Source organism: Duganella phyllosphaerae, from assembly GCF_001758785.1.
Taxonomy (GTDB): Bacteria; Pseudomonadota; Gammaproteobacteria; order Burkholderiales; family Burkholderiaceae_D; genus Rugamonas; species Rugamonas phyllosphaerae.
Window position 1 is genome coordinate 219,655 of sequence record NZ_LROM01000090.1, and the last position, 20,804, is coordinate 240,458.

The following is a 20,804-nucleotide window of genomic DNA, read 5'->3' on the forward strand; positions in this document are numbered from 1 at the left end:
TTTTCGAGTCCCGGTGTGCGTGGTCAGAAGGGTTTGACCACCACGAGGATGATGATGGCCAGCAGCAGGAACACCGGCACTTCGTTAAACACGCGGAACCACTTGTGGCTGCGGGTGTTGACGCCCTTCTCGAATTTTTTCAGGATGCGGCCGCAAGCATGGTGGTAGCCGACGATCAGCACCACGAACAGCAGCTTGGCGTGCATGAAGCCCGGCATGTGCGCGCCGTACAGCATGTACAACAGGATCGCACCGAACACGATCGCCGGCACCGCGATCCACATCGAAAAGCGGTACAGCTTGCGCGCCATGAGCAACAGGCGTTCGGTGACGGCGGTGTTGGTCTCCATGGCCAGGTTGACGAAAATGCGCGGCAGGTAAAACACGCCCGCCATCCAGGCGATGACGAAGAAGATGTGCAGCGATTTAATCCAGAGCATGGCGATCCTTTAGGGTGACGAGCAGTTTATTGACGGATTTCACCGTGGCCGAACACGACGTACTTGAGTGAAGTCAGGCCCTCGAGCCCCACCGGGCCGCGCGCATGCAGCTTGTCGTTGGAGATGCCGATCTCCGCACCGAGGCCGTACTCGAAGCCGTCCGCAAAGCGGGTGGACGCGTTGATCATGACGGAGGCCGAATCGACTTCGCGCAGGAAGCGCATGCCGGCGCTGTAGTCTTCGGTGACGATCGACTCGGTGTGCTTGGACGAGTACTGGCTGATGTGGTCCATCGCCTCGTCGATGCCGTCGACGATTTTCACGGCCAGGATCGCGGCCAGGTATTCGGTGGACCAGTCTTCCTCGGTGGCCGCCGCCAGGTGCGGGTAGCCGGCCAGGATGGCAGCGGCTTCGGCGTCGGCGCGCAGTTCCACTTCTTTGGTGGCGTACAGCTTGGCCAGTTCCGGCAGCACCCTGGCCGCGATGGTGCGCGCGACCAGCAGGGTTTCCATGGTGTTGCAGGTGCCGTAGCGGTGGCACTTGGCATTGAAGCCGATATCGACCGCCTTTTGCAGGTCGGCCTTGTCGTCGATGTAGACGTGGCAGATGCCGTCGAGGTGCTTGATCATCGGCACCGTGGCTTCTTCCATCAGGCGCGCAATCAGCCCCTTGCCGCCGCGCGGCACGATCACGTCCACGTACTGCGGCATGGTGATCAGGGCGCCTACGGCGGCGCGGTCGGTGGTGTCCACCACCTGCACGGCGTTTTCCGGCAGGCCGGCGCCCAGCAAGCCTTCCTTGACCAGCTGCGCCAGCGCGCGGTTGCAGTGGATCGCTTCGGAGCCGCCGCGCAGGATGGTGGCGTTGCCGCTCTTGATGCACAGGCCGGCCGCGTCAACCGTGACGTTGGGGCGCGACTCGTAGATGATGCCGATCACGCCGAGCGGCACGCGCATCTGCCCCACCTGGATGCCACTCGGGCGGAATTTCAGGCCGGAGATTTCACCGATCGGGTCGGGCAGCGCGACGATCTGGCGCAGGCCCTCGACCATGGTGGCAATCGCCTTGTCGGACAGCGCCAGGCGGTCGAGCATGGCCGGGGCCAGGCCGTTGGCGGCGGCGGCATCCATGTCGAGCCGGTTGGCCGTGCGCAGGGCGTCGGCCTCGCGCTCGATGCCGTCGGCAATCAGCGTAAGCGCACGGTTGCGGGTGGCGCTGTCGGCACGGGCCATGGCGCGCGACGCCTTGCGCGCCTGCTGGCCCAGTTGTTCCATGTAGTGCTTGATGTCGAGCTTCGTGTCCATGTTTGTCCCGTTTCGATTCTTTTTAGCCGCGCGCGACTTTGAGACCCAGCTGCAGCATGGCATCCCACGCATCGCCACTGTGGTTCTTCGCGCGCAGGCCCTTGATCATCTTGTCCACCTGCGCGGCGTCCTTCATGGCCGCTTCCAGTGTGGCCTGTGAAATGCGCCGCAGCGCCGGGTCCATCATGCGCTCCTTCGGACCCCAGATACGGTATTCCTTGAGCAGCGCACCGAGCGGCCGGCCTTGCGCCATGCCCGACTTGAGCTTGAGCAGCGTGCGGATTTCTTCCGACACCGCCCACAGCACCAGCGGCAGCGCCTCGCCCTCGCCCTTCAGGCCTTCGAGCATGCGCACCAGGCGGGCGGGGTCACCCATCAGCATCGCTTCGCTCAGTTTGAACACGTCGTAGCGCGCCACGTTGAGCACGGCGTCGTGCACCTGCTCGTAGGTGAGCTTGCCCGGTTCGTGCAGCAGGGCGAGCTTCTGGATTTCCTGGTGGGCCGCCAGCAGGTTGCCTTCCACGCGATCGGCGATGAAGTCGATGCTTTGCCGGTCCGCGCTCTGCCCTTGTGCGGCAAGGCGCTGGCCTATCCAGTTGGGCAACTGCACCCGTTCGATTTGCGCGATGTCGATGTACACCGCCGCCTGTTGCAACGCCCCCACCCACGCCGCCTTCTGGGTTTGCCAGTCGAGCTTGGGCAGGGTAATCAGCGTTAAATTATCGGGGCTCAGATCTTTTACATACGCTTGCAGCGCAGCGCCGCCATCCTTGCCCGGCTTGCCGGTGGGGATGCGCAGCTCGATCAGCTTTTTATCGCCGAACAGCGACAGCGCCTGGTTGGCCGCCAGCAGTTCGCCCCACTTGAAGCTGCGCTCCACGGTCAGCACGTCGCGCTCGGAGTAACCCTGCGCGCGCGCGGTGCGGCGGATCTTGTCGGCCGCTTCCAGCGCCAGCAGGTGCTCGTCGCTGGTGATGACGTACAGCTGCGACAGCGACTTGTTCAGGTGGCCGTCGAGCGCGTCCAGGCGCAATTGCATGGTGCCGCCTTACAGGATCGGCACGGCAGGCGCGGCCGACGGATCCTGCGGCGCCGGGCCCGGTGCGGGCACCGACATGCGCGTGGTTTTCACGGCTGCCATGCGCCGCATCATCTGCTGCACCAGGTCGGTTTGCATGTCGCGATACAGCAACGCTTCTTCCTGCTCCTTGGCCAGCAACTGGGTTTCGTTGAAGTCGATCGGACGGCTCAGCGCAATCGTGGTGGGGCCCAGCAGCTCGGCGCCCTGGCGGTCGAGCACGCGGAACAAGATCGTGTATTGCAGCAGGTACTGGCGCACGCGGCCATTGCTGTTCAACGACAGAATGGTCTTGGTCTTGGTAGTTTCCGGGTTGGACAGCACTTCGACCACGCCGTCGGCATCTTTCGGGTTGCTCACCACGGTGGTATTGCCGTTGACGCGGATGTTGCGCTTCAAGTCAATCGCCAGTGGCGACGACTCCGGCAATCCGATGTACATGGTCGGGAACGGCAGCGTGTAATGGCCGCCGTCGCCGCGCAGGTGGAAGCCGCAGGCGGACAACGAGGTTGCCACTACAGCTGCCAGCAGCAGCGCCTTGCCGGCCGCGCGGCCACGTCGGAACAGGGTCGTCGTCATGGGGTTCTCTCTTTACACTACGATGTTGATCAGTTTGCCGGGCACGACGATGATCTTTTTCGGCGTCCCTTCGATGAACTTCTGCACCGCCTCGTTGGCCAGCGCCAGCGCCTCGATGCTGGCCTTGTCGGCGCCCTTGGCCACGACCACGCTGCCGCGCAGCTTGCCGTTCACCTGGATCATCATCTCGATCTCGGACTGTTCCAGCGCGGCCGGATCGACCTGCGGCCATGGCGCGTTCAGGATGTCGCCTTCGTAACCGAGTTCGGCCCACAGCACGTGGGTGATGTGCGGCGCGACCGGGTTGAGCAGGCGCAGGAAGATGGCGTAGCCTTCGGCCACCACGCCGGCTTCCACGTCCTTGGCCGCTTCGATCGTGTTGAGCATCTTCATGCAGGCCGATACCACGGTGTTGTACTGGATGCGCTTGATGTCGTAGTCGGCCTGCTGCAGCAGCTTGTGCAGTTCGCGGCGCAGGGTTTTGCCGGCGTCGGTGGTGGCTTTTGCGGTCAACGGCGAACCGGCAGCCTTGATGGCGGCCTGCTGCGCATAGCCGAACGCCCACACGCGGCGCAGGAAGCGGTTGGCGCCTTCCACGCCGCTGCCCGACCATTCCAGCGTTTGCTCCGGCGGCGAGGCGAACATGGTGAACAGGCGCGCGGTGTCGGCGCCGTATTGTTCGATCTGCGCTTGCGGGTCGATGCCGTTGTTCTTCGACTTCGACATTTTTTCGGTGCCGCCGATGTGGACCGGCTGCTGGTCGTCGCGCAGGATCGCCGCTTGCGGACGGCCCTTGTCGTCCACCGTCAGGTCGACGTCGGCGGGGTTGAACCAGGTCTTCTTGCCGGCCGCGTCTTCGCGGAAGTAGGTTTCGTTGAGGACCATGCCTTGCGTGAGCAGGTTGGTAAACGGCTCGTCGAACTTGACCAGGCCGAAGTCGCGCATGACCTTGGTCCAGAAGCGCGCATACAGCAGGTGCAGCACGGCGTGCTCGATGCCGCCGATGTACTGGTCCATCGGCATCCAGTAGTCGTTGCGTTCATCGACCATACTGTTGGCGCCGGGCGAGGTATAGCGCATGTAGTACCACGACGAATCCACAAAAGTATCCATGGTGTCGGTTTCGCGGCGCGCCGGCTTGCCGCACTGCGGGCAGTCGCACTGGAGGAACGCTTCGTACTTGTTGAGCGGGTTGCCGCTGCCGTCCGGTACGCAGTCTTCCGGCAGCACCACCGGGAGGTCTTTCTCAGGCACCGGCACCGAACCGCAGTCCGGGCAGTTGATCATCGGGATCGGCGTGCCCCAGTAGCGCTGGCGCGAAATGCCCCAGTCGCGCAGGCGGAACGTGATCTTCTTCTCGCCCAGGCCACGGGCCTCCATGTCGGCGGCAACGGCTTCCACGGCGTCGGCGTAGTTCAGGCCATCGTACTTGCCCGAGTTGGTGACGATCGAAATGCTCTTGTCGCCGTACCATTCCTGCCAGGCGGCGTCCGAGAATTCCTGGCCTTCGGCGCGAATCACCTGCTTGATGACGAGGTTGTATTTTTTGGCAAACGCAAAGTCGCGCTCGTCGTGCGCCGGTACGCCCATCACGGCGCCGTCGCCGTAGGTCATCAGGACGTAGTTACCGACCCATACTTCGACCTGCTCACCGGTCAGCGGATGGGTGACGAACAGGCCGGTGGGCATGCCCTTCTTTTCCATCGTGGCCATGTCGGCTTCGATCACGGAGCCCAGCTTGCACTCGGCGTTGAAGGCGGCCAGTGCCGGGTTGGTCTGGGCGGCGTGCACGGCCAGCGGGTGCTCGGCAGCGACGGCGCAGAAGGTCACGCCCATCACGGTGTCCGGGCGGGTGGTAAACACGTACAGCTTGCCGTCGCCGATCAGGGCGCCGTCGGCGTCTTTAATCTGGTGCGGGAAGGCGAAGCGCACGCCGGTCGATTTGCCGATCCAGTTGGCCTGCATGATGCGCACGCGCTCGGGCCAGCCCGGCAGCTTGTCGTCGACATAGCCGAGCAGTTCGTCGGCATAGTCGGTAATACGCGCGTAGTACATCGGGATTTCGCGTTTTTCAATCGCCGCGCCCGAGCGCCAGCCACGGCCGTCGATGACCTGCTCGTTGGCCAGCACGGTCTGGTCGATCGGATCCCAGTTCACGGTGCCGGTCTTCTTGTAGATGATGCCCTTTTCCAGCATCTTGAGGAACATCCACTGGTTCCACTTGTAGTACTCGGGCTTGCACGCCGTCATCTCGCGCGACCAGTCGATGGCCAGGCCCATCAGCTCCATCTGCGAGCGCATGTGGGCAATGTTCGAGTAGGTCCACTGCGCCGGCGGCACGTTGTTGGCCATCGCCGCGTTTTCAGCCGGCATGCCGAACGCATCCCAGCCCATCGGCATCAGCACGTTGTAGCCGTTCATGCGCAGGTAGCGGTACATCACGTCGTTGATCGTATAGTTGCGCACGTGGCCCATGTGCAGCTTGCCCGAAGGGTAAGGCAGCATCGAACAGGCGTAATACTTACCCTTGGGGAAACGCGGGTCGTGCTCGACCGCCTTGTAGGCGTCGATGGCTTTCCAATGGGATTGCGCTGCGGTTTCTACGTCGGCGTGACTATATTTATCTTGCATGATGGTGTGCGGCCAGAGTTGAATATGAACCGGTCATTATACCGGTTCACGCTCCAAATGAGCGGCAGGGCTCGGTCATGGGTCGCTCGATCGCGGCCGAAGCGTTGAACTGAGCCCTTGTTCACACAATATGCGGCAATTTACGGCAGCAGTACATAGGATAAGATGCTGGTGTTCATATGTACTGCAATAGGCAGCCTGATGGCCTTCGACCGCAACCAGCCCTACAACGATCTGCCACTTTTGCCTCCTCTCCAAGACCTGGAGACCAAGGCAGTGCTCAAGCAAGCCATCGGCGCCAACCGAGCATTGGCCAATCTGCGCGGGCTGGCTGGCCAGATCCCTAATCAGATCATGCTGATCAGTAGCATAACCTTGCAGGAAGCCCGGCTGTCCTCGGAGATCGAGAATATCGTCACCACCAACGATGAGCTATATCGCGCCGATGCCGATGCCGATGGCAAAGCTGATCCGCATACGAAGGAAGTGCTACGTTACCGGCAAGCGCTGCAACACGGTTTCGCGGCCCTGCGTGAGCGGCCTTTGACGACCAACCTCTTCATCGAAATTGCACGGTTAATCAAACAGTCCGACATCGGCATCCGGGCACTACCCGGTACGGCACTCAAAAACGAGATGGGCGAGATCGTGTACACGCCTCCTGTCGGCGATCACGTCATTCGCGACAAGCTCTCCGATCTCGAACGGTTCCTTCATGCAGATGATGGCATTGATCCGCTGATCAAAATGGCCGTGATGCACTATCAATTTGAGGCTATCCATCCTTTCCCAGATGGAAACGGACGCACGGGCCGGATACTGAATTTACTTTACCTGGTACAAGCGGGGCTGATGGATATTCCGGTGCTGTTCCTATCGCGTTACATCATTGGAAACAAGCGTGAGTACTATCTGGGACTGCAGAAAGTAACAGAGCAGCAGGATTGGGAAAATTGGGTGCTGTTCATGCTGCGCGCTGTAGAAAGCACTGCGCAGCAAACGTTCGATCAAGTCAAACGCATTCTTGCGCTCATGGAAACTGTACGTGAAAAAGTACATCGTGAGCTTCCAGGCATTTACAGCAAAGACCTGATTGAAGCGATCTTCCGGCATCCTTACACCAAAATCCAGTTCCTGGTAGATGCCAACATCGCAAAACGTCAAACATCATCCGGTTACCTTCAGGCGCTAGCGGCGCATGGTGTGTTGGTTGAAAAGCAGATGGGACGAGAAAAATACTTTATCAACCACGCATTGCTGGCAGAGTTGGCGCGATAGCAATAGGTTGATGTGATCGACAGATCAGGAAAACGTGTCGATTTTTTCGATTTTTTTAATCATATTTGATCAATGTGTCGATTTGATCGACACATCCATGCTGCCCATGCCGCTTATCAGCGGCTAAGCACGCTGCGCGAACGCCGCCCGAGCCCGCATGATCTCGCCGTAATGGGTCTCGGCCCAGATCCACACGCCGCAAAAGGCCGCGCCCAGGCTCTCGCCCAGCGGCGTGAGCGTGTAATCGACGTGAGGCGGTATCACCGGGTGGACCGTGCGGTGGACCAGGCCGTCGCGTTCCATCTGGCGCACGGTTTGCGTCAGCATTTTCTGGCTGATGCCGGTCACCGCCTTGCGCAACTGCGTGTAGCGCAGCGTGCCGCCAGCGTGCAGGGCTTCGAGGATCAGCATGGTCCAGCGGTCGGCCACCTGGCCGATGATGTCCTGTACCAGCGCCTCGATGGCGGGATCGACCTGCTCGGGCGCCGGTTCGCGGCGGCGTTGTTCAATCACGGGGTCAGGTTCGGCTCGCAACATATGACTTTGACACTCTCTTTCAGGTGTGTATAAATCTTTTGGGTGCCTACTTTATCATCGTGCCCGTCCTTTGTACACTGGTCCCACTTTTACAGGAGGACTGACCATGAAATCGACTGGCAACACCATCTTGATCACCGGCGGCGGCAGCGGCATCGGCGAGGCGCTGGCCCATCGCCTGCACGACCTCGGCAACACCGTCATCATCGCCGGCCGCAGGCTCGAGGTCCTGCAGCAGTCGGCAGCCGGCCGCGCCAACATCGTGCCGGTGCAGTTCGACGCCGACAGCACCGACTCGATCGAGGCGTTTGCGCGCCAGGTCGTGGCCGACCATCCCGCACTCAATGTGCTGGTCAACAACGCCGGCGTGATGCGCTTCGAAGACGTGACCGCGCGACGCGACCTGGCCGATGCCGAGGCGACGATTACCACCAACCTGCTGGGTCCGATCCGCCTGATCAACGCGCTGATCGACCACCTGCGCCAGCAACCGGACGCGGCGATCATCAACACCACGTCGGGCCTGGCCTTCGTGCCGCTGCTGATCACGCCCACCTACAACGCCACCAAGGCGGCGCTGCACTCGTACACGGTGAGCTTGCGCGAAGTGTTGAAGGGCTCGGTGGAAGTGATCGAACTGGCGCCGCCAGCCGTGCAGACCGACCTGACGCCGGGGCAGTCCACGCGCGAAGGCTACCAGCCGCTAGACGACTACGCCGACGAGGTGATCAGCCTGCTAACCACCAGCCCTACCCCGGCCGAGGTGCTGGTCAAGCGCGTGCTGTTCCTGCGCAACGCTGAAAAGGAAAACCGCTACGCGCAAACGCTGGCAACGCTGAACAGTCACTAAAAAGCTTCCATTTTTACAATCACCGTCCCACGATTTATGCCACCATGGCGTTTTAACCTCACCCCGGGGTCAGGTCCGACATTCGGACATCGCGGAACTTTTTTGTTGTAGTGAACAACAACGAATAAGTTCAAAAATGTCCGAATGTCGGCACTGACCCCGAAGTGAATAATGAGGAGAGCATGATGATCAAGGGACTGCGGACGGTGGTGTACCCGGTGGACGACCTGGCGGCGGCGCGCGACTGGTATGCCAGGACATTCGAGACGGCGCCGTATTTCGATGAGCCGTTTTACGTGGGTTTCGCCATCGGCGGCTTCGAGCTGGGAATGATCCCCGCCGATAAGTTCAAGGCGGCCAAGGCGGGCAGCATGGTGTACTGGGGCGTCGATGATATCGAGGCCGAAACCGACCGCCTGGTGGGCCTCGGCGCCACCGTGCACGCCGCCATCGAGGATGTCGGCGAAGGTATCCAGACCGTGGAACTGGCCGACCCGTTCGGCAATTTGCTGTGCCTGATCCTCAACCCGCACTTCGACCCGGCGGCGGTTCGCTGAGACCGATACCCGTGGTTTGTGGCAAACTACGCCCCTTTGCCATAAGAATGAGGTAGTCATGTCCCGCCGTAACGCCAATCTGATCAAGTCGCCCGAGCAAATCGTCCTGGCGCGGGTGGCCGCCCAACTGGCGGCCGACGTGCTGACCATGATCGGCCCGCACATCAAAGCCGGCGTGACCACGGCCTACCTCGACCAGCTGTGCAACGACTACATCGTCAATGTGCAGAAGGTCACGCCTGCCAACGTCGGCTACGGTGGCTTCCCGGCCACCGTGTGCAGCTCGGTCAACCAGGTGGTGTGCCACGGCATTCCGTCAGACACCGAAATTTTGAAGGATGGCGACATCATCAACATCGACGTCGCCGTCATCAAGGACGGCTGGCACGGCGACACCAGCCGCATGTATTACGTGGGCGAACCGTCGAAGGCCGCGCGCAAGCTGGTGGAAACCACGTATGCGGCCATGTGGGCCGGCATACGCGCGGTCAAGCCGCGCGCAACGCTCGGCGACGTCGGTTTTGCGATCCAGACCGTGGCGGAAAAAGCCGGTTACAGCGTGGTGCTCGATTACTGCGGCCACGGCATCGGCATGACCTACCACGAAGACCCGCAGGTGACCCACTACGGCCGTCCCGGCCAGGGGCTGGTCCTGAAACCCGGCATGTTGTTTACCATCGAGCCGATGATCAACGCCGGCCGCGCCGCGACAAAGGAACTTGACGACGGCTGGACCGTGGAAACGCGCGACCAGTCGCTGTCGGCGCAGTGGGAACACATGGTGACGGTCACCGAGACCGGCTTCGAGGTGCTGACCCTGGCGCCCGGCGAAACCGGCGCCAAGGGCGATATTCCGATCGTCGGCTGAGTTTATAACCCGCACGGCCAGGACGCGACATGCAGGCGTCAACTCTTGGGGGCGGACCCGACCGGGTCCGACCCCAGCCTGGCCGTGCGGGTTTATTTAAGCGTGAGCTTCAACGCCGGCTTCTCGCCGTAATCGTCATAGCGGTCGTTGATGCCGGCCACGCAGTAGCTGACCTCTTCCAGCAACTCCGGCGCGGCCACCTTCACAGCGGCCGAGTCGGTGATGACGATTTCCAGCACTTCGTTCGGCTTGAGCTTGAACTTGCTCATGTTGTCGTCGTCGCGCAGGTAGCTCAGGCAGTCGATCCAGGCATCCATGGTGTTGCCGTAGCTGTCGGGAAAACCCAGTGCCGCCTTGCAGGCCGCATGGAAGCTCGCGGCGTCGGTGATTGCTGCGCCGTTCAGTTGTGCGGTTGCCATGATTTACTCTCTGTTTTTCCCGGATCGGTCACGAAACCCAGTTTGGTTAAGCCATGCGTTTGCGCAGCGGCCATCACCTGCGCCACCACTTCGTAGCGGGTGTCCTTGTCGGCGCGCAGTTGCAACTCGGGCTGCACGTCCAGTTTGGCCGCCTCCACCAGGCGCTGTTCGAGCGCCTTGGGCGCCACTGGCTCGTTATTCCAGTACACCTGGCCCTTGGCGTCGATGGCCACCGTGACCGTGGTGGCCGGCGCCGACGGGGCAGATGGCGCCTGCGCCTTGGGCAACTCCAGCTGAACCGAACTGGTCCACACCGGCGCGCCGAGGATGAAAATTACCAACAGCACCAGCATCACGTCCACCATCGGCGTGACATTGATGTCGGCCATGGGGCCGGGCTGGCGATGGTGGTTGAAGGCGCCGAAGCTCATTTTTTGACCAGGTACGCGTGCAGGTCATAGGCGAAAGCGTCGAGCTCGGCCAAGGTCAGCCGGTTGACGCGGTTGAAGCCGTTATACGCCAGCACGGCGGGAATGGCCACGGTCAGGCCCACGGCGGTCATCACCAGCGCCTCGCCCACCGGGCCGGCCACCTTGTCGAGCTGCATGGCGCCGCTGGTGGAGATATTGGCCAGCGCATGGTAAATCCCCCACACCGTGCCCAGCAGCCCGACAAACGGCGCGGTGGCGCCGATCGAGGCCAGCACGGTCAGGCCGCCTTCGAGGCGGTTGGTGGAATGCTGGATCGCCGCGCGCAGCACGCGCGTGATCTGCGCCGAGCGGTCCATCTCGCCACCCAGGGTGGGATGGTCGGGCACGACCAGTTGCGCCGCGCCCTGCTGCGCCAGCGGCACGAAGATTTTTTCCGGATCGGCCAGGCTTAGCGTGGCCACGCCGTCGGCCATGGTGGGCGCATTCCAGAACGCCTGCACGGCCGGCGCACTGCGGCGGATGCGCACCGCGCCATACAGCTTGGCCAGGATGAAGAACCAGCTCACCAGCGACATCGCCAGCAGCGCCAGCGCGACCGCGTGGCTGACCGCATCGGCCTGCGCCCAGAAGTGCGATACCGAGAAGTTGGACACTTGGCCGTTCACGCGAGCTTAGCCGTTCAGGGACAGCACGTCATACATGTCGAACAGGCCGGTCGGCTTGTCGGCCAGGAAGCGGCAGGCGCGCAGCGCGCCGTGGGCGTAGGTGACACGGCTGCTCGATTTATGGCTGATTTCGATGCGTTCGCCGATGCCGGCAAACAGCACCGTATGGTCGCCGACGATGTCGCCGCCACGGATGGTGGCAAAGCCGATCGACGACGGGTCGCGCTCGGCGGTCACGCCTTCGCGCGCGAACACGCCGCATTCCTTCAGGTCGCGGCCGAGCGCGTCGGCAATGACTTCGCCCATTTTCAGGGCAGTGCCCGACGGGGCGTCCACCTTGAAGCGGTGATGGGCTTCGACCACTTCGATGTCGTAACCGGTGGACAGCGCCTTGGCCGCCTGTTCGAGCAGCTTCATGGTGACGTTGACGCCCACGCTGAAGTTGGGCGAGAACACGATCGCGGTTTTCTTGGCCGCTGCGGCAATCGCCGCCTTGCCGGCTTCGTCGAAACCGGTGGTGCCGATCACCAGCTTGATGCCGTGCTCGGCGCAATAGGCCAGGTGTTCGAGCGTGCCTTCGGGGCGGGTGAAGTCGATCAGGTACTGGGCACCGGCCAGGCCGCGCGCCAGGTCCGATTCCACGATCACGCCGGCCGGCTGGCCGAGGAAGGCGGCGGCATCTTCGCCGATGCCGGGCGCGCCGGCGTGGTTGACGGCGCCGGCCAGGCGGGCGTCGTCGGCCTGCTGGACGGCTTCGATCAGGATGCGGCCCATGCGGCCACCGGCGCCGGCAATGGCGATATTCATCTCGGTCATGCGGTTTCCTTGCTGGTTACGCTTATTTTGTCACGCCCACGCCCACCGGCGCGGCATTGGCCTTGTCGCTGCCCGCTGGCAGCGGCGCGGTGGCCGGGGCCGGCTTGTTCTCGGGCGCGTCCGGATCTTTCTTGATTTTGGGGGCCGGACCGGCAATGCGGGCAATGTATTCTTTTTCGGTCGGCAGGTTGCCGCCTTCCCAGCGCTCGACCTTGCCGTCCTTGTCGAAGAACACGATTACGCGGCTGGTGGTGATTTCGCCGCTGCCCTTGGCCATGCGGAACGCGTAGTCCCAGCGGTTGGCGTGGAACGGGTCGGCCAGCAGCGCAGTGCCGAAGATGAAGCGGACCTGGTCGCGCGTCATGCCGACCTTGAGCTGGTTGAGCATTTCTTCGGAGACGAAGTTACCTTGCTGGATGTCGGGACGATACGGCGAGAAGAACCACATGAAGCGTTGCAGCTTGGTGATGGTGGTGGTCTGTGCGCCCTTGCTGGCGTCCAGCGTCGGCTCGGTGTCCTTGACCTGGTTCGATCTCTCGCCCAGCGTGGTCTTGGAGGCGCAGCCACCCAGCGCTGCGGCCAGCACCACACATGCGACCACCTTGGAAGTAGAACCGTGCAACAACGACTGCGATAAAGCCTGGGTGACGCGCATAAATGTCCTCAATCTGGTCAAGCGGAATGCCAAAAAACGCCATATCATAAAGCACAATCCCTGATATGTCCTTGTTTTGCAAGGCGCGAGTGTAAAAGTTTGCAAATGCCAAAAAACCTCCGGCGCCGCAAGATGGCGGCGGATTGTATGCGGCGCGGCGCGGAGTGCGTTAAACTACGGGCTAGCTAATCGCCAACCAGAATAGAGTGTCCACTATGGGAAATAATCCAACCGATCTGAAGGCCAGCGGCCTGAAAGCCACGCTGCCTCGCCTCAAAATCCTGGACATCTTCCAGACCAGCGACGTGCGCCACCTGACCGCCGAGGATGTCTACAAGATCCTGCTGGCCGACAATATGGACGTGGGCCTGGCCACCGTCTACCGCGTGCTGACCCAGTTCGAACAGGCTGGCTTGCTTAACCGCAATCATTTCGAAACCGGCAAGGCGATCTTCGAGCTCAACGCCGGCTCGCACCACGACCACCTGGTGTGCCTCGATTGCGGCCGCGTCGAAGAGTTTTACGACGAAGCCATCGAAGAGCGCCAGAACGCGATTGCCAAGGAACGCGGCTTCAGCATTGCCGAGCATGCTCTCGCCATCTATGGTAACTGCACCAAGGTCGCCTGCCCCCACAAGCCCTCATAAAACCTACTGCGCGTCCCGCTATCGCCTCTGCGTTGCTCAGCGTACCTCCGTACGCCTCCGCTACTCGAGACGATATCAGACCGCTCGCTACGGTTTTCAAAACCTTAACTATGGCTCAGCGCGTTCGATAACAGCTTGGCCGTAATATCCACGATCGGTATCACCCGCTCGTACGCCATGCGGGTGGGGCCGATCACTCCCAGCGTACCGACGATCTTGCCATTGGCCGTGTACGGCGCGGTCACCACGCTCATTTCGTCCATCGGTACCAGGCTCGATTCGCCGCCGATATAAATCTGCACGCCGCTGGCCTTGCTCGACATGTCGAGCAGCTGCAGCAAGCCGGTCTTTTGCTCGAACATGTCGAACATCTGCCGCAGCGACGACATATTGCTCGACAGGTCGCTGACCGAGAGCAGGTTGCGCTCGCCCGAAATCACCATGTCGTCCTTGTCGTCGGCCATCGCTTCGCTGCCCGCTTCCACCGCCACCTGCATCAGCCGGCTCATATCGTCGCGCAACTGGCGTACTTCGCCCGCCAGGCGACGGTGCACTTCGTCGAGCGACAGGCCGCCGTAGTTCTGGTTGATGTAATTGGCCGACTGCACCAGCTGCGACGGACTGTAATCGACATCGGTGAGCAGCATGCGGTTCTGGACGTCGCCGGTCGGGCCGACGATGACCAGCAAGATGCGTTTTTCGCCCAGGCGCAAGAATTCGATCTGCTGGAACACCGATTCGCGGCGCGGGCTGAGCACCACGCCGGCAAACTGCGACAGCGACGACAACATCTGCGCGGCATTGGAAATCATTTTTTGCGGCTGCGGCGCCTGCAGGCGCATGCGCGACTCCACCGACTGCTCGTCGAACGGTTGCACGGTGAGCAAGGTATCGACAAAGATGCGGTAGCCGCGCGGCGTGGGCACGCGCCCGGCCGACGTGTGCGGACTGGCCACGTAGCCGAGGTCTTCCAGGTCGGCCATGATGTTGCGAATGGTGGCCGGCGACAGGTCGAGGCCGGAGATCTTGGACAGGGCGCGCGAGCCCACCGGCTGGCCGTCCGCAATATAGCGTTCGACCAGGGCTTTGAGCAGGGTTTGGGCGCGGGTGTCGAGTTGCATGGTGATTATCTTCAGTGTCCCTTGGGTTCTTGATCTTCATTATGCCGCATCTGCGCCTTCACCCACACCAGCAGTTCGTCGAAACTGGCGCAGATGGCGTCCGGCACGATGCCGGCCTCGAGATGGGCGCTGCTGCCGCTGCGGTTGATCCACACCGCGCGCATGCCCACTGCCTGCGCCCCCTGCACGTCGAGCCGCAAGTCGTCGCCCACGTAGATAGCGTGCTCGGGCGCCACGCCCAGCGCCGTGCAGGCAGCCAGGAAAATCTCGGGGGCCGGCTTGGCGCGGCCGAAGCTGTGCGAGGCCAGCGCCACTTCAAAGTGGTGGTGCAGGCCGATGACTTCAAGGTCGGCGTTGCCGTTGGTGATCACGCCCAGGCGCAGCATGGTGCGCAGCTCTTCCAGCACGGGCAGCACGTCGTCGAACATGGTGACGGCGTTGCGCAGGGTATGGAAGTGGGCCATGGCGCCGTCGATATGGGTACTATCGGCGCCGGTTTCGAGAAACACGGCTTCGAGCGCGGCGCGGCGCAATTTGTACAGGTCAGCCACCATGTCGGGCTGGCGTTCGAGCAGCGCCATGCGCAGCGCGCGCAATTGCTCTACCGTATATTTGTCGGTCACCACCGGCGCGCGCTCGGCCAGCCAGGCATGCCAGCCCAGTTCGGCCGCAGCGATCACCGGGCCGATCGGCCACAGGGTGTCGTCGAGGTCGAACAGCAGGGCTTGCGGGGGACGGTGGTTCATCATGGCAGCGTTATGTATAGGGGGGAAGCCGCTATTGTCGCACTGATCGCACCGATCGCACCGAGAGCCGCAAGCGGCACTAACACGCTGTTACATCCGTGGCGGCGACCGCTGTTACCAAATGCACTAAAATACCGTCCAAACCCGTGTAAGATGCTGCACCCGTGCGGCCCGCGTGCCACCGTTGTGCAAGCTGCCGGCCCCTATTCGTTTTGGAGAAAGATCTGATGAAAAATACGACTCTGCGCTCGAGCCTGGCGCTGCTGTGCGGCGCCATCCTGAGCGCCTGCGGCGGCAGCGATGGCAGCCTGCAAATTGCCGGCAGCATCAACGGTTATACCAAGACCGGCTTACAACTGATTAACAACGGCAACGGCGAAACCTTGGACGTGGCGACCGGCGCCGTCAACTTCAACTTCACACGCCAGGTATCGGTTGACGACAACTTCGACGTACAGATCAAAAACCAGCCGGCCAATGCCAATTGCGTCGCGACCAACAACCAGGGCAAGGCCAATGTCTACAATGCCTATTCTGTCGTGATCACCTGCACCAACACCCCCCGCACGCTGGGCGGCAAGGTCGCTGGCCTGACAGCCGATGGTTTGGTGGTAGCCAACGGCTCGGACACGATAGCCGTACCCCGCGGTGCAACCTCCTTCGTCTTCCCACGCACGGTGGGGGATGGCTCCAACTACGGCATCAGCGTGCTGAGCCAGCCAACCGGACAGACCTGCACGATCCCGGCCGCTACCAGCACCGGCAACATCACTGGTGGCGATCGCCTTGATGCAGTGACGGTCTCGTGCGGCAACACGTCCAGCGGCCAATAGTCGGCACGCAACCATTTAAAATCCGGAGAACTACATGAAATTTTCGTACGTGGGCGCGCTGGTCGCGCTGACCCTGGCCAGCCTGCTCACCGCCTGTGGCGGCAAAGCCCAATACACGGTGCAAGGTTCGGTGTCAGGCCTGACCGTGGATGGCCTGGTCATCTCGAACGGCGGCAATACGCTGACCGTGCCCAAGGGCGCCACCTCGTTCGCCTTCCCCCAGCAGATCGACTACGGCTCGGAGTACAACATCACGATCACCCAACAGCCCGAATTCTTCACCTGCGAGGTGCTGGGCCCCAAGGGCACCGCCGGTTACACGGTCACGATCGCCGCAGGGATCAGCTGCACGCCAACGGCGTTCACGGTGGGCGGCAAGTACTCGGGACTGGTGTCGGTCGAGAATACCGTGGCAACGCCGACGGCCCCCTCGGCGCCGGTCCCTAACACCGTCACACTGATCAACGGCAGCGGCACTCAGGTACAGCTGAGCAGCGCCACCGCCACCAGCGGTGACTTCGCCGCTGCGAGCCTCACCAACGGACAGGTGTACAGCATCAGTATCCTGACACAGCCTAAAAACCTGGTGTGCACCTTGACGAACCCGAGTGGCGTGATCCGTGGCGCATCGGTCACCAACCTGGTGCTTACCTGCGCCCCACCGGCCTGAGTAACAATGCATTGAACGGCACAGCCAAACCGGCTGTGCCGGCATGGAAGAGGTGACATTCACATTGATGATGTTGGATATGTGAAAAATAAAGTAGCATGATATGCCGCGACGCAGCATACTGCACTTGTCTCCTCCACTTCTTGCAAAGGAATTGGATTTAGCCCGCTCCCTGAGCGGGCTTTTTTTTTGCCTGTGGTGTTAAACCGGCTTGAGGATATTGGCCAGCGCCACGTACTGCGCCAGGCCCACCACTTCCGGGCGGTGGGTAGGATCGATGCCGGCGGCGATGATCTGTTCTTCGGTAAACATGCCAGCCAGGCAGTTGCGGATCACCTTGCGGCGTTGCGAGAACGCTTTTTGCACCACCGCTTCCAGGGTCTCACCGTCGCACCGCAGTTGCTCGGCGACCGGGATCATGCGCACGATGGCCGACTCCACCTTCGGCGGCGGATCGAACGCTTCCGGCGGCACCACGAACAGCAGCTTCATGTCGTAACGCCATTGCAGCATCACCGACAAACGGCCGAAGGTCTTGCAGCCCGGCTCGGCCACCATGCGCTCTACCACCTCTTTTTGCAGCATGAAGTGCTGGTCTTCGACCACGCTGGCAAACTCCGCCAGGTGGAACAGCAGCGGGCTCGAGATGTTGTACGGCAGGTTGCCGACGATGCGCAGCTTTTTGCCGGCCGGTACGGGAATCGCGCCGAAATCGAATTTCAGGGCGTCGCCGGCGTGGATGGTCAGCTGTTCGCGCGGAAAATCCTTCTCCAGCCGGGCGACCAGGTCGCGGTCCAGTTCCACCACGTGCATGTGCTTGAGCGTGCGCAGCAGTCCCTTGGTCATGGCCGCCAGGCCGGGGCCGATCTCGACCATGGTATCGTCCGGCGCCGGGCCGATGGCCGAGGTGATGTCTTCCAAGACGTATTTGTCGTGCAGGAAATTCTGGCCAAAGCGTTTGCGGGCTACGTGTTTCATATTGTTCTATCTTTAAGTCGAAGTGTGGGGGCGGGCATGGCGCACCGCATCGGCCATGCCGAGCGCAGCGGTGATGGCGGCGTCCATGCTGCCGCAGTCGGCGTGGCCGAGGCCGCGCGCGGCCAGGTCGAGCGCGGTGCCGTGATCGACGGAGGTGCGGATCAACGGCAGGCCCAGCGTGATGTTGATGCCATGGCCGAAGGTGGCGAACTTGAGCACCGGCAGGCCCTGGTCGTGGTACATGGCCAGCACGCAGTCGGCGTCCTGCAGGTACTTGGGCTGGAACAGGGTGTCGGCCGGGTACGGGCCCAGGGCGTCGATGCCGCGTGCGCGCGCCGCGTCCAGCGCCGGGGTGATGGTATCGATTTCCTCGCGGCCCAGGTAGCCACCCTCGCCCGCGTGCGGATTCAGGCCGCACACCAGGATGCGCGGCGCGGCGATGCCGAACTTGGTCTTCAAGTCACGGTCGATGATGTCGAGGATGCGGCCCAGGCCGTCCTGGTTCAGCGCGGCCGGCACATCCTTCAAGGCCAGGTGGGTAGTGGCCAGCGCCACCCGGAACTGCTGCCCGGCTTGCCCAGGTTGACTGAAGGCGGCCGGCATCGGCCCGGCCAGCATCATTACCACTTGGTCGGTGCCGGTGCGCTCGGCAAAGTATTCGGTATGGCCGGAAAACGCCACGCCGGCGTCGTTGATCGTGCTTTTTTGCAGCGGCGCGGTGACCACGGCCTCGAACCAGCCGGCCTTGACGCCCTCGATGGCGGCGTCCAGTGTGGCCAGCACGGCGCGGCCGTTATCGCGGTTCAGGGTGCCTGGCACCACGTGGGCGCCCAGTGGCACGTCGATCACGCTGATGCGCTCGGGGCCGAAGTGCGGCAGACCGCCGTTGCGCACTGCCATCAGGGATAGCGCAGAAACGCGGATCTCCGGGTCGATGGCGGCGGCCGTCATGGCCAGGAAGGCGGCGTCGCCGAGCAGCACGCAGTTGACTTCGTGCCGCCGCGCCCAGGCGGCGCGCAGCGCGATCTCGGGGCCGATGCCGGCCGGTTCGCCCACCGTCACGGCAAGCGCCGGACGGCTGCGCCGTGGCAAGGTGGAAGGCGGCAGGCCGGTGTGCGCAGTATGCGCGGTGTTCGCATGTGCGCTCACGGATGCTCCTGGTTGAATGATTACTTTGGCGCGGTGGCGACGGTGCCGTCTTCGTTGCGGAACTCGACGAAGGCGCGGTCGCGCACTTCGCGCTGCCAGCTCTCGGTCGCTTCTTCCAGCTTCTGGTCGCGCAGGGCCTGGCGGGCCATGTTGCGCTCGCGTTCCTTGGAGGCGTCGTCCGATTTACGTTCGAGCACTTCGATCAGGTGCACACCGAAGCTGGTTTCCACCGGGTCGCTGATTTCGCCGATTTTCAGGCCGTTCATGGCCGACTCGAATTCCGGCGTCAGGTCGCCCGGGTAGAGCCAGCCGATGTCGCCGCCCTTGGCGGCCGAGCTGTCGTTGGAGAACAGGCGCGCCAGTTCCTCGAAGGTGGCACCCTTGTTGACCAGGCGCTCCTTGAGTTCGGCCAGCTTGCGCTTGGCGTCGGCCGCGCTCATGGTGGGCGTGACCTTGATCAGGATGTGGCGCGCATGGGTTTGCTGCACGACGGCGGCCGCTTGCGCTTCGGCCACGCTGCGGCGATCGACGGCTTTGAGGATGTGGAACGCGCCCACGCTCTTGATGATCGGCGTGACCTGGCCCGGGGTGAGCTTGGACAGCGCTTCAGCAAACACCGGCGGCAGCCGCTCGGGCTGGCGCCAGCCCACCGCGCCGCCCTGCAATGCATCGCTGGCGTCGGAATAGGTGGCGGCGGTCTTGGCGAAGTCGGCGCCGGTGCGCAGCTGGCGCATCACTTCTTCGGCGCGCGCGCGGCGCTGGGCGATCACCTCGGCGGTGGCGTTGTCCGGGATGCGCACCATGATTTGCGAGATGTTGATCTCGTACTGCTGGGCGGCAGCAGCCTTCTGGGCGGCCAGGTAGCTGTCCACTTCGGCATCGGAAATCTGGATCTTGGCATCGACCTCGTGCTCGCGCAGGCGCTGCATGATGATTTCTTCGCGGATCTCTTCGCGGAACGCGGCGAACGGCGTACCGTCCTTCTCCATCTGGTTGCGCAGGTCTTGCACCGTGGCTTTTTGCGCCTCGGCGATCCGGGCGATGGCGCGGTCGAGCTGGTTGTCGTCCACGCGCACGCCCATTTCCCTGGCCAGTTGCATTTGCGCGCGTTCGACGATCATGCGCTCGAGCAGCTGGCGCTCGAGATCGACGGCCGGCGGCATCTGCACGTTCTGCTGCTTCATGCGGGCGGTCACGGTCTTGATGCGGTTGTTCAGTTCACGGCGGGTGATGACGTCGTCGTTGACCACCACCACGATCGAATCGATGGCCACGTTGCTCGACGAACCAGGCGGCACGAAGCCGGAACCGTCGGCCTTGGCCACCGGCTTGGCGGCCGGCTTGGCGACGGGCGCGGCAGCGGCTGCCGATGCGGCCGGGACGGCTGGCGCCGGTTGGGGCTTTTTCGAGAACAGGCTGCAACCGCTCAGGGCTACGCTGCACAGCAAGACGGCGAGGACTTTCATTTGGTACGCATTACGCATGGGGGAACGCTCATGAGTCAGGTAGTAAAAATCACGCGGCGCAAACAAGCTACGCCGCGTGCCTTGCT

The 20,804-nt window shown here is 62.6% G+C and carries 23 protein-coding genes; 7 read left to right on the forward strand and 16 right to left on the reverse strand.

Translation table 11 applies throughout. From position 1 onward, the window contains the following. Positions 1 to 23: 23 nt before the first annotated feature. The 5 genes from DUPY_RS14950 to leuS are packed head-to-tail and all read right to left on the reverse strand — an operon-like array spanning position 24 to position 6,032. The gene (locus tag DUPY_RS14950) at positions 24 to 440 is read right to left on the reverse strand and encodes a CopD family protein (RefSeq protein WP_070249174.1); all 417 of its coding nucleotides are present in this window, start codon (positions 438 to 440) and stop codon (positions 24 to 26) included. A gap of 26 nt (positions 441 to 466) precedes the next feature. Continuing rightward, positions 467 to 1,744, reverse strand: coding sequence for a glutamate-5-semialdehyde dehydrogenase (locus DUPY_RS14955; RefSeq protein WP_070249175.1), 1,278 nt, complete (start codon positions 1,742 to 1,744; stop codon positions 467 to 469). Positions 1,745 to 1,766: 22 nt separating this feature from the next. After that, positions 1,767 to 2,783, reverse strand: coding sequence for a DNA polymerase III subunit delta (holA, locus tag DUPY_RS14960; RefSeq protein WP_070249176.1), 1,017 nt, complete (start codon positions 2,781 to 2,783; stop codon positions 1,767 to 1,769). 9 nt (positions 2,784 to 2,792) lie between these two features. Further along, a complete protein-coding gene (locus DUPY_RS14965) occupies positions 2,793 to 3,401 on the reverse strand; it encodes an LPS-assembly lipoprotein LptE (protein WP_070249177.1) in 609 nt (202 codons plus the stop codon). 12 nt (positions 3,402 to 3,413) lie between these two features. Further along, positions 3,414 to 6,032 (reverse strand): leucine--tRNA ligase, encoded by a 2,619-nt coding sequence (leuS, locus tag DUPY_RS14970; RefSeq protein WP_070249178.1) that lies wholly within the window; start codon positions 6,030 to 6,032, stop codon positions 3,414 to 3,416. Between the two features lie 201 nt (positions 6,033 to 6,233). Between leuS and DUPY_RS14975 the strand changes: the two genes are divergently transcribed. Continuing rightward, entirely contained in the window at positions 6,234 to 7,310 is a 1,077-nt protein-coding gene (locus DUPY_RS14975) for a Fic family protein (protein WP_070249288.1), read from the forward strand. A gap of 123 nt (positions 7,311 to 7,433) precedes the next feature. On the opposite strand, the gene DUPY_RS14980 is transcribed toward DUPY_RS14975, so the two are convergent. Next, a complete protein-coding gene (locus DUPY_RS14980) occupies positions 7,434 to 7,823 on the reverse strand; it encodes a winged helix-turn-helix transcriptional regulator (protein WP_229255380.1) in 390 nt (129 codons plus the stop codon). 130 nt (positions 7,824 to 7,953) lie between these two features. Between DUPY_RS14980 and DUPY_RS14985 the strand changes: the two genes are divergently transcribed. From DUPY_RS14985 to map, 3 genes are all read left to right on the forward strand, one after another. Beyond that, positions 7,954 to 8,697 (forward strand): SDR family oxidoreductase, encoded by a 744-nt coding sequence (locus tag DUPY_RS14985; RefSeq protein WP_070249180.1) that lies wholly within the window; start codon positions 7,954 to 7,956, stop codon positions 8,695 to 8,697. Between the two features lie 185 nt (positions 8,698 to 8,882). After that, on the forward strand, positions 8,883 to 9,254 hold the full coding sequence (locus tag DUPY_RS14990) for a VOC family protein (RefSeq protein WP_070249181.1): 372 nt from the start codon (positions 8,883 to 8,885) through the stop codon (positions 9,252 to 9,254). 58 nt (positions 9,255 to 9,312) lie between these two features. Beyond that, positions 9,313 to 10,122: a type I methionyl aminopeptidase gene (gene map, locus DUPY_RS14995; protein ID WP_070249182.1), complete on the forward strand. Its 810-nt coding sequence runs from the start codon at positions 9,313 to 9,315 to the stop codon at positions 10,120 to 10,122. 92 nt (positions 10,123 to 10,214) lie between these two features. Here the strand turns inward: map and DUPY_RS15000 are convergent, their stop codons facing one another. The 5 genes from DUPY_RS15000 to DUPY_RS15020 are packed head-to-tail and all read right to left on the reverse strand — an operon-like array spanning position 10,215 to position 13,108. Continuing rightward, the gene (locus tag DUPY_RS15000) at positions 10,215 to 10,541 is read right to left on the reverse strand and encodes a barstar family protein (protein WP_070249183.1); all 327 of its coding nucleotides are present in this window, start codon (positions 10,539 to 10,541) and stop codon (positions 10,215 to 10,217) included. Then, complete coding sequence (locus DUPY_RS15005) at positions 10,523 to 10,972, reverse strand: ExbD/TolR family protein (RefSeq protein WP_070249184.1); 450 nt, start codon at positions 10,970 to 10,972, stop codon at positions 10,523 to 10,525. The genes DUPY_RS15000 and DUPY_RS15005 overlap by 19 nt, the downstream gene beginning before the upstream one ends. Continuing rightward, positions 10,969 to 11,637 carry a MotA/TolQ/ExbB proton channel family protein gene (locus tag DUPY_RS15010; protein ID WP_070249185.1) on the reverse strand — a complete coding sequence of 223 codons (669 nt, stop codon included), beginning with the start codon at positions 11,635 to 11,637 and terminating at the stop codon, positions 10,969 to 10,971. The genes DUPY_RS15005 and DUPY_RS15010 overlap by 4 nt, the downstream gene beginning before the upstream one ends. A gap of 6 nt (positions 11,638 to 11,643) precedes the next feature. After that, a complete protein-coding gene (gene dapB, locus DUPY_RS15015; RefSeq protein WP_070249186.1) occupies positions 11,644 to 12,453 on the reverse strand; it encodes a 4-hydroxy-tetrahydrodipicolinate reductase in 810 nt (269 codons plus the stop codon). 22 nt (positions 12,454 to 12,475) lie between these two features. Further along, a complete protein-coding gene (locus DUPY_RS15020) occupies positions 12,476 to 13,108 on the reverse strand; it encodes an outer membrane protein assembly factor BamE (protein ID WP_070249187.1) in 633 nt (210 codons plus the stop codon). A 215-nt stretch (positions 13,109 to 13,323) separates the two neighbouring features. Here DUPY_RS15020 and fur point away from each other — a divergent pair, with 215 nt between their 5' ends. After that, on the forward strand, positions 13,324 to 13,755 hold the full coding sequence (gene fur / locus DUPY_RS15025) for a ferric iron uptake transcriptional regulator (RefSeq protein WP_056138182.1): 432 nt from the start codon (positions 13,324 to 13,326) through the stop codon (positions 13,753 to 13,755). A gap of 104 nt (positions 13,756 to 13,859) precedes the next feature. Here the strand turns inward: fur and hrcA are convergent, their stop codons facing one another. Then, entirely contained in the window at positions 13,860 to 14,876 is a 1,017-nt protein-coding gene (gene hrcA / locus DUPY_RS15030; RefSeq protein WP_208600052.1) for a heat-inducible transcriptional repressor HrcA, read from the reverse strand. Positions 14,877 to 14,887: 11 nt separating this feature from the next. Next, positions 14,888 to 15,622: an HAD family hydrolase gene (locus DUPY_RS15035; RefSeq protein ID WP_070249189.1), complete on the reverse strand. Its 735-nt coding sequence runs from the start codon at positions 15,620 to 15,622 to the stop codon at positions 14,888 to 14,890. Between the two features lie 227 nt (positions 15,623 to 15,849). Here DUPY_RS15035 and DUPY_RS15040 point away from each other — a divergent pair, with 227 nt between their 5' ends. Together DUPY_RS15040 and DUPY_RS15045 are read left to right on the forward strand one after the other, a co-directional pair. Then, entirely contained in the window at positions 15,850 to 16,455 is a 606-nt protein-coding gene (locus DUPY_RS15040; protein WP_070249190.1) for a hypothetical protein, read from the forward strand. Between the two features lie 34 nt (positions 16,456 to 16,489). Further along, positions 16,490 to 17,125 (forward strand): hypothetical protein, encoded by a 636-nt coding sequence (locus DUPY_RS15045; protein WP_070249191.1) that lies wholly within the window; start codon positions 16,490 to 16,492, stop codon positions 17,123 to 17,125. A gap of 201 nt (positions 17,126 to 17,326) precedes the next feature. Here DUPY_RS15045 and rsmA read toward each other — a convergent pair whose 3' ends face one another. From rsmA to DUPY_RS15060, 3 genes are all read right to left on the reverse strand, one after another. Then, entirely contained in the window at positions 17,327 to 18,103 is a 777-nt protein-coding gene (rsmA, locus tag DUPY_RS15050; protein ID WP_070249192.1) for a 16S rRNA (adenine(1518)-N(6)/adenine(1519)-N(6))-dimethyltransferase RsmA, read from the reverse strand. A 12-nt stretch (positions 18,104 to 18,115) separates the two neighbouring features. Further along, a complete protein-coding gene (gene pdxA / locus DUPY_RS15055) occupies positions 18,116 to 19,210 on the reverse strand; it encodes a 4-hydroxythreonine-4-phosphate dehydrogenase PdxA (protein WP_070249289.1) in 1,095 nt (364 codons plus the stop codon). A gap of 62 nt (positions 19,211 to 19,272) precedes the next feature. Further along, a complete protein-coding gene (locus DUPY_RS15060) occupies positions 19,273 to 20,718 on the reverse strand; it encodes a peptidylprolyl isomerase (RefSeq protein WP_084640734.1) in 1,446 nt (481 codons plus the stop codon). Positions 20,719 to 20,804: the final 86 nt, after the last annotated feature.